Raw genomic sequence first — 14,182 nt, 5'->3', positions numbered from 1 at the left:
TGCTCCCATGGCGCGGTTTATTTTTATCACCGGCGGCGTGGTCTCCTCGCTCGGCAAAGGTCTCATGGCGGCGAGCCTCGCGGCTCTCCTGCAGGCACGCGGCTATCGCGTGCGCATTCGCAAGTTCGATCCTTATCTGAACGTCGATCCCGGCACGATGTCGCCTTATCAACATGGCGAAGTCTATGTGACCGATGACGGTGCGGAGACCGATCTCGACCTTGGCCATTACGAACGCTTCACCGGTGTGCCGTCGCGTCAGTCGGACAATATCACCTCAGGGCGCATCTATCAGCAGATCATCGCGCGCGAACGACGCGGCGATTATCTCGGCGCGACGGTGCAGGTGATCCCGCACGTCACCGACGCGATCAAGGAATTCGCCCAGGCGCAGACCGACGATGTCGATTTCGTGCTGTGCGAAATCGGCGGAACCGTCGGCGATATCGAATCGCTGCCCTTCATCGAAGCGATACGCCAGTTGAGGAACGATCTTGGTCGAGACCAGTCGGTCAGCATCCATGTAACTCTGGTGCCGTACATCGCTGCTGCGGGCGAGCTGAAGACCAAGCCAACCCAGCATTCGGTGCGCGAGCTTGCCGCGCTCGGCGTTCAGCCCGACATTCTGGTGTGCCGCTGCGAACAGCCTCTGCCGGCCAGCGATCGCGCCAAGATATCGCTGTTCTGCAACGTCCCGCAGGCCGCTGTCATTCCTGCACTCGATGCCAAGAGCATCTATGCCGTCCCGATGCAGTATCATGCCGAAGGGCTCGATTCGGAAGTGCTGCGCGCCTTTGGCATCGAACCGGGCGAAGCGCCCAAGCTCGACCGCTGGATCGACATCGTCGACCGGCTGGAGAATCCAGAAGGCGAGGTCACGATCGGTGTGGTCGGCAAATATGTCGGGCTGCCGGACGCCTATAAGTCGCTCAACGAAGCGCTGATCCATGGCGGCATCGCCAACCGGGTCAAGGTCAACATCCAGTGGATCGACGCCGAACTGTTCGAGCAGACCGACAATGATATCGCGGCGAAGCTCGAGCCGCTCCACGCGATCCTCGTGCCCGGCGCGTTCGGCGAGCGTGGCGCCGAGGGCAAGATCGCCAGCGTGCGCTTCGCGCGTGAGCGCCGCGTGCCCTATTTCGGCATCTGTTTCGGCATGCAGATGGCGTGCATCGAGGGCGCGCGCGACCTGGGCGGCATTCCAGACGCGTCGTCGACCGAATTCGGCCCGACCGAAGAACCGGTGGTCGGCATGATCACCGAATGGATGACCGCCGACGGCATCCAGAAGCGCGAGGCGGGTGGCGATATGGGCGGCACGATGCGGCTCGGCGCCTATCCCGCAAAGCTGACCGGCAACAGCGTGGTCGCCTCGATCTATGGCGGTGACGACATCAGCGAGCGCCATCGCCACCGCTACGAGGTCAACACCGGCTATCGCGACACGCTCGAAAAGGGCGGCCTGGTCTTTTCGGGCATGTCGCCCGACGGTACGCTGCCCGAGATCGTCGAGCGGCCCGACCATCCCTGGTTTATCGGCGTCCAGTTCCATCCCGAACTGAAAAGCAAGCCGTTCGACCCGCATCCCTTGTTCGCCAGCTTCGTCGAAGCGGCGGTCAAGCAGAGCCGGCTGGTCTGAAGCCCGGGTTTCTCCCTGTTATTCGACAACAAGGAGCGTGGATCAATTCATACCAGAACTCATTGATAACAAACCGTTCGTGCCGAGCTTGTCGACAGGCCCAGGGCGAATGGTAATATTCGCTTCGACGCAGGCGGCTAAGGTTCTCCTGATTGACGAAGCAGTTCAACTGCACGGTCTTTTCCCAGACTGGGGAAGGGCCGTTTGCATTTGGCGATCCTGTTTCGACGATAAGAAAGAGCGAGCCGGGATAGCTCCGGCATGAGGCTGTCATGACCACATCCTGCGCCATGATTGAATCATAGCGCGCGGCGGAGTGGGAGCAGGGAGATATGTTACACCGGGAATGTTCCGCTTCTCATGCTGCGGCATCATGAGAAATTTAATATAACATGTTATATATCAGTAGTTTAACGTTAATAGAACGACGTGGGTGGTGCCGGGATTTGGGGAGATATGGAACATGGAATCCAGTCCGAAATCGATCGCCCGTTAGTGCGCCGAATGTCATTTCCCGCAAATTCTCCAGTCTGGCTTTGCCCGGACGATCTTCGCCCGGCACGAAATCAATCGGATCAAACGCGCGCTGCCTGAGGCTGGATTTGGGGAGCGGATGCCACCATGCGGCGCTAATTTGGGTCGCTTCATCGACGGAGCACGCGGCAAAAGCGCGGATTGCGTTGGCATGAAGTTCAACTTTAGGCGGGGCAAGAACGCAGCGGGTCGAAGTCCCAGTAAAATAGTGGAGTTTAGGTGAGTCTCTAGGGGGAATCATTAATGCTCGCTCACACACTTTCCGCTTTGTTGGCTTCGACCGCGATTGGCCAAACCTCTCCGCAACCTGCGCCACCGCCCGTCACGCCGACCCTGGCCGTTCCGGGTACGCAAGAGCGCGACGAGGAGGATGTACAGCGCAGCTCGGTCGCGTCCGACATCATCGTCACCGCACGCCGTCGCGCGGAAGCGGTGCAGGACGTGCCGATCGCAATCTCGGTCGTCGGCGTCAAGGAACTGGACAGCACCGGCAGCTTCAATGTGCAGCGGCTCCAACAGCTTCAGCCGACGCTGCAATTCTATTCGTCGAATCCGCGCAATTCTTCGGTCAACATCCGCGGCCTTGGCGCGCCGCTCGGCCTGACCAATGACGGGATCGACCAGGGCGTCGGCGTCTATATCGACCAGGTCTATTTCAGCCGCGTCGCGGTCGCCACGCTCGATTTTCTCGATGTCCAGCAGGTCGAGACACTGCGCGGTCCGCAGGGGACGCTCTACGGCAAGAACACGGTGGCCGGCGCAATCAACATCACGTCGAAGCCGCCAAGCTTCGATTTCGAGGGGCGCGCCGAAGTTACCGCCGGCAACCTTGCGTTCAAACAGGCCAAGGCGTCGGTTTCGGGCCCGATCAGCGATACGCTCGCCGTACGTCTCGGCCTCTCCACGACCACCCGGCGCGGCACGATCTTCAATACGGCGACGAACACTTATATCAACGCACAGGACAATGTCGGCGTTCGCGGCGCGTTGTTGTGGAAAGCGACCGACAGCTTCAACCTGACTTTGTCGGGCGATTACAACCGTCAGGATCCGGCATGCTGCGCGCAGATCTTCGTGCGGAACGGCACGACGCAGCGTCCGATCTATCGGCAGTATGACGCATTGTCGACGGCGCTGAACTATGTGGTGCCGAGCCGCAATCCTTTCGACCGCGTGACCGACGTCGATGCCGAGCTGAATGCGAAGAACATCCTTGGCGGTGTGTCGCTGCGCGGCGAACTGGAGCTTGGATCGGGAACGCTGACCTCGGTCACCGCATGGCGCTTCTGGGATTGGGGGCCGAAGAACGATCGCGACTTCACCGGCTTGCCGATCACGACCCTGTCGCAGAATCCGACCAAGCAGAACCAGTACACGCAGGAATTCCGCTACGCCGGTAAGAAGGAAGGCTTCGATTACGTCCTTGGCGTGTTCGGTTTCTATCAGGACATCCATACCACCGGCACGCAGCGGCAGGGCTCTGCCGCGAGCCGCTGGCTGCTCAACGCCGGGGCGGATGGCTGTTTCCCGGGGGCAACCGCGCTGGCTTGTGACCCAAGCGTCCTTGATGGGCTGACCGCCAAGAATGACATTCGCCTGAAGAATTTCAGCGGGGCGGTGTTCGGCAAGCTCAACTGGGATCTGACCGATCAGATCACGATCTCGCCCGGCATCCGCGTCAATTATGACAACAAGATCGGCAGCTATGTCAGCGTCGTGACCGACCGGCTGGGCAACCTCGTGCCCTATAGCGGCGGCTCAGCCATCAATGCTGCACAACGCGAGGCGATCCAGCCCCAGGCATTCACCGACAAGGCCTATAAGGCGTGGAACCTGTCCTATGACCTCACAGCCTCATACAAGCCGACGCGTGATGTTCTGGTGTACGGCACCTATGCTCACACCTTCAAATCGGGTGGTCTGAACCTCAATGGCGTGCCGGTTGTGGCGGGTGTGGTCCAGACTCAGCTCGCCCAGGTCAAACCGGAAAAGGTTGATCACTTTGAAATCGGTGTGAAGTCGCAATTCTGGGCGCGCAGGGCGACGCTCAACCTCACCGCCTATTGGACCGACATCAAGGACTATCAGGCGATCGTGAACGACAGTTCGACTTCCTCGTTGCGCGGCTATCTCGCCAATGCACCGAAGGTGCGCGTTCGGGGCGTCGAAGCCGATTTTTCCGTTCGTCCGTCGGAGCGGTTCAACTTCTATGTGAATGGCGCCTACACCGACCCCAAATATGTGGATTTCAGGAATGCGCCTTGCCCGCCCGAACTCTCGGGCGGCGGTAGTGGTGCGGTGATCGGTGCCCCGGGCGCGCCGGGCACCAACAGTCCGCTGGTCTGCAATATTTCGGGCCAGTTGCTGCCGGGCATCTCGAAATGGGCCTTCTCCTATGGCGGGGAGTATAATGTTCCGGCGAAATTGTTCGGACGCGATGGCGAAGCGTATCTGGCGGCCGATGCCAATTCGCGGACGACATTCTCATCGAACGCCTCGCGCTCGATCTATACCGACATCAATGGCTATACCCTCGCGAACTTCCGCGTCGGATATCGCACCGACGACTTCAACATCTTCGGCTGGGTGCGTAACGCCTTTGACGCGAAGTATTTCGAGCTGCTCGCGACCACGCCCGGCAACACCGGCCTGATCGCCGGCAATCCCGGCGATCCGCGCACTTATGGCCTGACTGTCAGCGCCTCGTTCTAAAAGCATCGGTGGCCCTCTGCTGCGTGCGGGAGAGGGTTTTCCTCTTTTGCCTGCCCAGCCGCCAACGGCCGGCGCGCGCCGGCCGAGTTAAACGGCTCGCCCGGAACAATGCATTGTCGATCTGGAATATTGCGCCGATGCGCACGGGGCCGCCAGCCCCAGAAATGTCAAACGCCCGGACTGTCTCCAGCCCGGGCGCCTGCGTGACGATCGCTCGTCAGCCCCCTTGTCCCGCCCTCGCTGCACACCCCTTTTGAGGTGGAGCTGAAAGCATTCCCCGAACCACGGCCGTTGCCTGTGTGTCAGTGTTGGAACTGCTAGGATCGGCAGTGCGGTTTGTCACCGGCATTATGACCATTGTGGTTCGATTGCGGCCACCCTGTGGCGATTGCGCAACAGGGCGTTTTGGTTGCGCACGCTGCAAGCTCGACGTAGAGCGGCAGCGTCTTTCCTCGGATGGCATCACCGAAACCCATGATATTGTCACGCTACGAACGCATGATCGCGCGGCGCTACCTCCTGCCCGGCAGGGGCGAGGCGTTCATTTTCCTTGTCGCGGGCATCAGCCTGGTCGCGGTGATGCTTGGCGTCGCCGCCCTGGTCATCGTCATGAGCGTGATGAATGGCTTTCGCGCCGAGCTGTTCGACAAGATCGTCGGGCTGAACGGTCATGCGGTGGTGCAGGGAGTCGGCGGACGGCTGCCCGACTGGCGCGAGATCGTGAAGAACGCCCAGGCGACACCCGGCGTGACCCGCGCCACGCCGATGATCGAACAGCCATTGATGACCAGTTATAATGGCCGGGTGGAGGCGGTGCTGGTGCGCGGCATGCGGGTCGAGGATATCCTCGGCAATCCAACGATCCGCTCGAAAGTCGTGATGGGATCGCTCAGAAATTTGAAACAAGGCAGCGGAAAGATCGCGATCGGATCGCGGCTGGCCGACGCGCTCGGCGCGCAGGTCGGTAGCGAAATCTCGCTGATCAGTCCGCAGGGCCAGACCACGCCGTTCGGCACCGTGCCGCGGATCGTATCCTACACTGTCGGCGCGATCTTCGAGATCGGTGTGTACGATTACGATAAGGCCTATGTGATCATGCCGATGGAGGATGCCCAGACATTGCTCCTGCTCGGCGACAATGTGGGGATGGTCGAGATCCAGACCGAGGATGCCGACCGCGTGGGCACGATCCTGGCGCCGCTCGCCGACAAGATCGGGGGAAGGGCGGTGGTCGCCGACTGGCGCCAGCTGAACGCGCAATTGTTCGAGGCGCTGGCGGTCGAACGGGTGGCGATGTTCACCGTGCTGTCGATCATCATCCTTGTCGCGGTATTCAACATATTATCATCGCTGATCATGCTGGTGCGCGCCAAGACGCGCGACATTGCTATCCTGCGCACGATGGGCGCGTCGCGCGGCGGCCTGATACGCATCTTCATGGTGGTTGGTACGACGATCGGCGCGCTCGGTGTGCTTGCCGGGCTGATCCTTGGTTTCATCTTCCTGTATTACCGACAGGGCGTGGTGAATTTCGTGCAGTTCCTCACCGGGCAGAATCTTTGGGATCCGGCGATCCGCTTCCTGACCGAATTGCCGTCCAAGACCGACCCGGTCGAGATCGTCGCGATCGCGCTGATGGCGTTGGTGTTCAGCTTCCTCGCCACGCTCTATCCGGCATTCAAGGCGGCGAGCACCGATCCGGTACAGGTATTGCGTTATGAGTGAGCCCGTTCTGGCCGTAAAAGGCCTGGTCCGCAGCTTTACGCAGGGCGACGTCACGATCGAAGTATTGCGCGGCGTCGACCTGACCGTGGGCAAGGGTGAGATCGTCGCGTTGCTCGGGCCGTCGGGGTCGGGCAAATCCACGCTGTTGCAGGCGATCGGGCTGCTCGAGGGCGGGTTCGGCGGATCGATCCGCATCGCCGGCAGCGAAGCGGCGAAGCTCGATGCGCATGGCCGCACGCTGGTGCGCCGCGACTATCTCGGTTTCATCTATCAATTCCATCATCTGCTGCCGGATTTCAACGCGGCCGAGAATGTCGTCCTGCCGCAATTGATCCGCGACAAGACTCGCGCCGAGGCTGATGAACGCGCTGCCTCGCTGCTGACCGCGCTCGGCCTTGGCGAGCGGTTGACGCACCGGCCGAGCCAATTGTCGGGCGGCGAACAGCAGCGCGTCGCCGTCGCCCGCGCGCTCGCCAACCGGCCTGCGCTGGTGCTCGCTGATGAGCCGACCGGTAATCTCGACGAGGCCACGGCCGACATCGTCCTTGCCGAATTTCTCCGCCTTGTCCGCCATGAAGGATCGGCGGCGCTGGTCGCGACTCATAACGAGCGCATGGCGTTGAAGATGGATCGGGTGGTGAGGCTGCACGAGGGGACTTTGGCTTGACGACTCCCGCAAAAGCCATTTGGTTCGCCGCCATGGCAGGGTTGGCGATGCCGCTCGCCGCCCAGACCGTAGTCGCGCCGGTCCCCGCTCCGCTATCAGCGCCGGCATGCGCCGATACCGCATATCGGCAGTTCGATTTCTGGGTTGGGCACTGGGATGTGCGTCCCAACGGAAAGGGCGCGATCATCGCGCATTCGTTGATCGAGAAGCTCTACAATGACTGCGCGATCCGGGAGAACTGGATGCCGATTGCCGGAAACGGTGGCGGCAGTCTCAGCAACTACGACCGCAAGACAGGCCAATGGCGTCAGGCCTGGGTCGATTCGACCGGCACACGAGTCGATTTCACTGGCGCTTGCAGCGGCGACGCGATGGTCCTGACCGGCGACTGGGCAGGAGTGGTCGGCCCCGGCAAAGACGGACTGGTGCGCATGACCTATTCGCGCCAGCCGGGCGGCGTGGTGCGCCAGTTGGGCGAAGTATCGACCGACGGCGGCAAGAGTTGGAGCCCGTCGTTCGACTTGATCTACAGCCCGGCCGCCTGACGCGATGTCGGTATGGACCAACGTGCCGACATTGTCCGGACAGCATGTCACGCTTCGCCCACTCCAGCACGGGGACGGCGAAGCGCTGATCGCGGCGATCACCGAAGATCTGGCTGATCAATTCTACACCTTCGTGCCCAATGCCGCGACGGTCGCCACCTGGATGGCGAAGCTGATGAGCGAGCGCGACGCCGGACGGGCGATGCCCTTTGCGGTGCTCGATGCGAATGGCGCGATCGCCGGCACCACGCGCTTCATGCGCATGAGCGAGCCGCATCGTCGGGTCGAGATCGGCGGCACGCTCTATGCACGCCGTGTGCAGCGCACCGGACTCAACAGCGATACGAAGCGGCTGCTCCTGACTCATGCCTTCGATGGCTTGGGCTGCTCGTGCGTCCAACTGCGCACCGATTGGCTCAACCAGCGTTCGCGGCGCGCAATTGAGCGGCTTGGCGCGAAGCTCGACGGCGTTCTGCGCAACCACATGGTGATGCCCGATGGCCATTTGCGCGATACCGTAGTTTATTCGATTACCGCCACCGAATGGCCCGGGGTCCGCGCCAATCTCGATTATCTGCTCGCGCGCCATGAAGGAGCGACCGCATGACCGCAGTGACCGATATGAGCGTAAAAGCTGCCGATGGCAGCAATGCTGACCTGTCGGCCTATGCCGGCAAGGTGCTGCTGATCGTCAACACCGCCTCGAAATGCGGCTTCACCCCGCAATATGAAGGGTTGGAGGCGCTGCACCGCAAATATGCCGATCGCGGGTTCGAGGTGCTCGGTTTTCCGTGCAACCAGTTCGGTGGCCAGGAGCCCGGCGATGCGGCGGCGATCGCCAATTTCTGCACGCTGACCTATGACGTGACCTTCCCCGTGTTCGCTAAGGTCGACGTCAATGGATCAGACGCGGATCCACTATTCCAGAAGCTGCGCTCGGAAGCGCCGGGCCTGCTTGGATCGACCGGTATCAAATGGAACTTCACCAAATTCCTGGTCGATCGGACGGGCAAGACGATCGCCCGTTATGCCCCGACGACCAAGCCCGAGGATATCGAAGCGGATATCGAGAAGCTGCTTTAAGGCGGCTCGGCCAGTGGCCGGACGATGCGGCAGCTCTATCGACCGTTTTGCCCACAGATTTCGCCGCCTCGACGCTTCCCTTGAAGCGCTAGTGTCCGCATAACGCGCCGATGCCTCATTCCGCGTTTGTGCCGTTACGTATCTTTTCGTCCTACACGATGCTCGATGGCGCGATCGAGCCGAAGGCGATCGCCAAGCGCGCCCAGGAACTGGGCTTTCCCGCCGCCGCGCTGACCGATCGCAACGGCCTTTATGCCGCGATGGCCTTTTCCGATGCCGCCAGGGGCGCAGGCGTGCAGCCGATCATCGGCGCAATGCTCGGCGTGGCGCGGCCCGATATGCCGGAAGGGGTCGAGGCACCACTCGACTGGCTGGCGCTCTACGCGCAGGACGAGGCCGGGTATCAGAATATCTGCGCTCTGGTGTCTATGGCGCATCTCGGCCGGCCGATCGAGCAAGCGCCGCACGTCGATTTCGCGATTCTCGAAGGCCGCACAGATGGTGTGATCGCGCTGACCGCCGGTCGCGAGGGTGGCCTGACGCGGCTGCTGGCCGAAGGGCAGGATGATCGTGCACGCGCTTATGTCGATCGGCTGCAGTCATTGTTCCGCGATCGACTCTATATCGAACTGACCCGCAGGCTCGACGAGATCGAGGGCAGGGCGGAACCGGCTTTGCTCGATCTCGCTTATGAACGTGACCTGCCGCTGGTCGCGACCAATCCGTGCTGCTTCGCCGATGAGGACTTTAGCGAGGCGCACGACGCGATGCTGTGCATCGCCAATTCGACCTATATTGCCAGCGACGATCGCCCGCGCAGCTCGCCCGACGCCTGGATGAAGCCGGCCAAGGACATGCGCATGCTGTTCGCGGATTTGCCCGAGGCGATCGCCAATACGCTGGTCGTGGCGCAGCGCTGCGCCGTGGCCGCACCGGCACGCAAGCCGATCCTGCCGAGTTTGGCCGGCGATCGCGATGCGGAGTCCGAAGCGCTGCGCATCGACGCGCGTGCAGGGCTGGATCAGCGACTCAAGCGGATCGCTGAACTGCAAAAGCTGCCGTTCGAAGCGAGCGATACGCCCGCCGACTGGACCATTTCCTATCGCGAGCGGCTGGAGTTCGAGCTCGACGTTATCATCCAGATGGGCTTTCCTGGATATTTCCTGATCGTCGCGGATTTCATCAAATGGGCCAAGGATCACGATATCCCGGTCGGGCCGGGCCGTGGTTCGGGCGCGGGATCGGTCGTCGCCTGGGCGCTGACCATCACTGATCTCGACCCGATGAAGCTCGGTTTGCTGTTCGAACGCTTCCTCAACCCGGAACGCGTGTCGATGCCCGATTTCGACATCGATTTCTGCGAAACGCGGCGTGAGGAGGTGATCCGTTATGTCCAGCAGAAATACGGCGCCGACCATGTCGCACAGATCATCACCTTCGGGCGATTGAAAGCGCGCGCCGTGCTCAAGGACACCGGCCGCGTGCTGCAGATGAGCTATGGTCAGGTCGATCGGCTGGCGAAGCTCGTGCCCAACCATCCGACCGACCCCTGGACGCTGGACCGCGCGCTCAACGGTGTCAGCGAACTGGCGCAGGAATATCGCAACAATGAAGGCGTCAGGCGGCTGCTCGACCTCGCCATGAAGCTGGAGGGGCTTCCACGCCACAGCTCGACCCATGCCGCCGGCGTGGTGATCGGCGACCGTCCGCTAAACCAGCTGGTGCCGCTCTATCGCGATCCTCGATCGGACATGCCGGTCACCCAGTTCGACATGAAATATGTCGAGGCGGCAGGTCTGGTAAAATTCGACTTCCTTGGCCTGAAGACGCTATCGGTACTGAAGAAAGCGGTACAACTCCTTGCAAAACGTGGGATAGCAATCGACCTGGATGCGCTGGAATGGGATGATGAGGGCGTCTATAAACTGCTCCAAAAGGGTGACACTGTCGGAGTGTTCCAGCTGGAATCGGAGGGCATGCGGCGCACGCTCGCGGCGGTCCGGCCGTCCAATTTCGGCGATATCATCGCGCTGGTGTCGCTTTATCGTCCCGGCCCGATGGATAACATCCCGAGTTTCGGCGCGCGCAAGAACGGGCGCGAACCGATCACCTATCCGCATCCACTGCTCGAGCAGATCCTCTCCGAAACCTATGGCATTTTCGTCTATCAGGAACAGGTGATGCAGGCCGCGCAGGTGCTCGCCGGCTACAGCCTGGGCCAGGCTGATCTATTGCGCCGGGCGATGGGCAAGAAGATCAAGAAAGAGATGGATGACCAGCGCGCTGGCTTCGTCGAAGGGTGTATGGCGGTCAACAAGATCGCCGCGCCCAAGGCCAACGAGCTGTTCGATTTGATCGACAAGTTTGCCGGGTATGGTTTCAACAAATCACACGCCGCCGCTTATGCGCTGCTCGCCTATCAGACTGCATGGCTCAAGGCGCATCACCCGCATGATTTTTTCGCGGCATCGATGTGCTATGATCTGCACCTCACCGACAAACTCGCCATTTTCGCCGATGATATGCGGCGCATGGGTGTCAAATGCCACGCACCGTGCGTCAACGAGAGCGAGGCGGAATTCAGCGTCGAATATGATGGTGACGGACTGGCCGTCCGCTATGCGCTCGCCGCACTGAAGGGTGTTGGCGAAGGCGCGATGGAAAAGCTCGTCGACGAGCGCACCGCCAATGGCCCGTTCGACACACTCGATGACTTCGCGCGTCGCGTCGATCCGCGCTTACTCAACAAACGGCAGCTCGAAGGACTGGCCGGGGCGGGGGCGTTCGATTCGATCGATCTGAACCGCGCTGGTATCTTCGCCACGGCCGAGACGCTGCTGGCGACCGCGGCGCGGACGCAGGAGATGAAGACCAGCGGGCAGGGCGGATTGTTCGGCGAGGGCGAAGCGCAGGAACCGGCGATCAAGCTCCCGTTGAGCGCGCGCTGGACGCTGGCGCAGCGCATGGAGCAGGAGAAGGAGGCGTTCGGTTATTATTTCTCCGCGCATCCGGTGGATCGTCATTCGCATCTTGCCAAGGCGCATGGCGCGCGCACCTATGTCGCGCTCGGCGACCTCGCCATCCCCGATGACGGCAGCCGGGCGGGTGCGACGATGGCGGCGTTGGTCGAGGATGCGCGCTGGCGCACATCGGCCAAGGGGCGCCGTTATCTGATGGCAACGCTATCCGACCCGTCGGGCCAGTTCGTCGCGACATGTTTCGACGATCTTGTCGCGGCCGATCTCGAAGAAGCGGCGCGAAGTGGCGGATGCGGAATCCTGACGGTCGAACTGGATCGACGACCGGGCGAGGAATCGCCGCGCGTCACGATCAAGCGCATCCAGCCGTTCGAGGCGCTGGCCAACAATGCGCGCTTCGTGGTCGAGGCGGCGGTGGCGACTCCGGCGGCGATAATGGCGCTTGCCGAAATGCTCGCCGAGCATCGCGGCGCTCGTGGCCAAGTATGGGTGAGGGCGGCACTTCCCGATGGCGGCAGCGCTCGCGTGTTGCTCGGACGCGACTTCCTGCTCGACGGCGAGCTTGCGGGACGCATCGAGACCTTGCAGGATGTCAGCGATGTGGAGCTGAGAACCTCAGAAACGAGGCTCGCTCTGGTTGGCTGACAAGAGAGGGTGTCGATGCTGGGTGGAATGCAGGATTTCGAGCTTCGCGTCCCGAGGCTGATCGATCACGCCGCACGCGAACATGGCATGCGCGAGATCGTCAGCGTCTGGGCCGACGGCCGCGAAACCCGCACCAACTGGGCCGGCATAGCGCGTGATGCAAAGAAGCTCTGTCAGGTTTTGGAACGGTTGGGCTGCGGGCCGAGCGACCGCATCGCCACATTGGCGATGAACCATAGCCGCCACCTCGTCTCCTGGTATGGCGCGATCGGCATTGGCGGCGTGATCCACACGATCAACCCGCGCCTGTTCGACGAGCAACTCGTCTATATCGCCAACCATGCCGAAGACCGGGTGCTGTTTTATGACAAGCAATTCCAGTCGCTGGTCGACCGGCTCAAGCCGCAATGGACCAGCATCGAGCATTATATCGCGTTCGACGATGACGGCCCCGACGGTTTCGAGGCGCTGATCGCGGCCGAGGACGGCGATTATGCCTGGGTCGAGGGCCCGGAACGCGACCCGTGCATGCTCTGCTATACCAGCGGCACGACCGGCAACCCAAAAGGCGTGCTGTACGAACATCGCTCGACCATCATCCATGCGATGGCGGAGGTGGCGCCATGGGTATTCAACCTGTCGGCCAATGCGGTGGTGCTGCCGATCGTGCCGATGTTCCATGCCGCGTCCTGGGGCCTGCCCTTTGCCGGCGCGATGTCGGGCGCGAAGTTTGTCTATTCGGCAGTCAACGATCCCAAGATCCTGTGCCGTTTGATGAACGACGAGAAGGTGACGCATTCGGCCGGCGTACCGACGGTGTGGTTGTCGATGTTTCAGCATATGGATTCGACCGGCGAGGAACCGCGGCATTTGCAACAGGTAACGATCGGTGGATCGGCAGCGCCGCGCGCGATGATCGAACGCATCATGGGCATGGGCGTGGTGGTCAAGCATCTCTGGGGCATGACCGAGACCTCGCCGATCGGCACCGCCGGTTTCCCGCCACCGCATTGGGGCGAGATGACATTGGGTGAGCAACTTGACCTGGTGTCGCGCCAGGGGTCCATCCCGTTCGGCGTCGAATTGCGTGTGCTCGACGATGGCGATCGCGAACAGCCGCGCGATGGGGTTAGCTCGGGTCGGCTGCAAATCCGCGGCCCTTGGGTATTGAAGCGCTATTTCAAGGCAGATGAGGATGCGGTCGATGCCGACAATTGGTTCGACACCGGCGATGTCGCCGTACTCCACCCGGATGGCACGATGCAGATCACCGATCGGGCCAAGGATGTGATCAAATCGGGCGGCGAATGGATCAGTTCGGTTGAGCTGGAGAATGCCGCGATCGGCTGTGCTGGCGTTGGCGAAGCAGCGGCGATCGGCGTATATCATCCGAAATGGGATGAGCGCCCCTTGCTGCTGGTCGTCAGGAAGCCCGGGAGCAGCGTGACGCCTGACGAGATTACCGCCCATCTCGCCAATCACGTGGCGAAATGGTGGCTTCCGGATGAGATCCTGTTCGTCGACGAACTGCCGCACACCGCGACCGGTAAGCTGCTCAAGACAGATCTGCGTGCACGCTACAAGGATTATCGGCTGGCCGCTGCCTAAGGTCGGGTATCAGCTTCGCCGATCATATGGCCGCACACCGTGC

The 14,182-nt window shown here is 61.7% G+C and carries 9 protein-coding genes; all 9 read left to right on the top strand.

Annotated features, from left to right (window positions below):
• The first annotated feature begins 7 nt into the window (after positions 1 to 7).
• The 9 genes from ACVWZA_RS17600 to ACVWZA_RS17560 all read left to right on the top strand — a co-directional run bounded on the left by ACVWZA_RS17600 (position 8) and on the right by ACVWZA_RS17560 (position 14,139).
• The gene (locus ACVWZA_RS17600; RefSeq protein ID WP_457312633.1) at positions 8 to 1,642 is read left to right on the top strand and encodes a CTP synthase; all 1,635 of its coding nucleotides are present in this window, start codon (positions 8 to 10) and stop codon (positions 1,640 to 1,642) included.
• Positions 1,643 to 2,419: 777 nt separating this feature from the next.
• Positions 2,420 to 4,888 (top strand): TonB-dependent receptor, encoded by a 2,469-nt coding sequence (locus ACVWZA_RS17595; protein ID WP_457312631.1) that lies wholly within the window; start codon positions 2,420 to 2,422, stop codon positions 4,886 to 4,888.
• Positions 4,889 to 5,362: 474 nt separating this feature from the next.
• Positions 5,363 to 6,613 carry a lipoprotein-releasing ABC transporter permease subunit gene (locus tag ACVWZA_RS17590; RefSeq protein WP_457312629.1) on the top strand — a complete coding sequence of 417 codons (1,251 nt, stop codon included), beginning with the start codon at positions 5,363 to 5,365 and terminating at the stop codon, positions 6,611 to 6,613.
• Positions 6,606 to 7,280: an ABC transporter ATP-binding protein gene (locus ACVWZA_RS17585; RefSeq protein WP_457312627.1), complete on the top strand. Its 675-nt coding sequence runs from the start codon at positions 6,606 to 6,608 to the stop codon at positions 7,278 to 7,280. The genes ACVWZA_RS17590 and ACVWZA_RS17585 overlap by 8 nt, the downstream gene beginning before the upstream one ends.
• A complete protein-coding gene (locus ACVWZA_RS17580) occupies positions 7,277 to 7,825 on the top strand; it encodes a hypothetical protein (RefSeq protein WP_457312625.1) in 549 nt (182 codons plus the stop codon). The genes ACVWZA_RS17585 and ACVWZA_RS17580 overlap by 4 nt, the downstream gene beginning before the upstream one ends.
• 4 nt (positions 7,826 to 7,829) lie before the next feature.
• Positions 7,830 to 8,432 (top strand): GNAT family N-acetyltransferase, encoded by a 603-nt coding sequence (locus ACVWZA_RS17575; RefSeq protein ID WP_457312623.1) that lies wholly within the window; start codon positions 7,830 to 7,832, stop codon positions 8,430 to 8,432.
• Positions 8,429 to 8,908, top strand: a complete 480-nt coding sequence (locus ACVWZA_RS17570; protein WP_457312621.1) for a glutathione peroxidase — start codon at positions 8,429 to 8,431, stop codon at positions 8,906 to 8,908. Before ACVWZA_RS17575 ends, ACVWZA_RS17570 begins: the two co-directional genes overlap by 4 nt.
• A 110-nt stretch (positions 8,909 to 9,018) precedes the next feature.
• On the top strand, positions 9,019 to 12,531 hold the full coding sequence (gene dnaE / locus ACVWZA_RS17565) for a DNA polymerase III subunit alpha (protein ID WP_457312619.1): 3,513 nt from the start codon (positions 9,019 to 9,021) through the stop codon (positions 12,529 to 12,531).
• 15 nt (positions 12,532 to 12,546) lie between these two features.
• Positions 12,547 to 14,139, top strand: a complete 1,593-nt coding sequence (locus tag ACVWZA_RS17560; protein ID WP_457312617.1) for a long-chain fatty acid--CoA ligase — start codon at positions 12,547 to 12,549, stop codon at positions 14,137 to 14,139.
• The last annotated feature ends 43 nt before the right edge of the window (positions 14,140 to 14,182 follow it).

The organism is Sphingomonas sp. UYAg733 (genome assembly GCF_054057355.1).
This window is presented reverse-complemented; position numbering and strand designations above follow the sequence as displayed.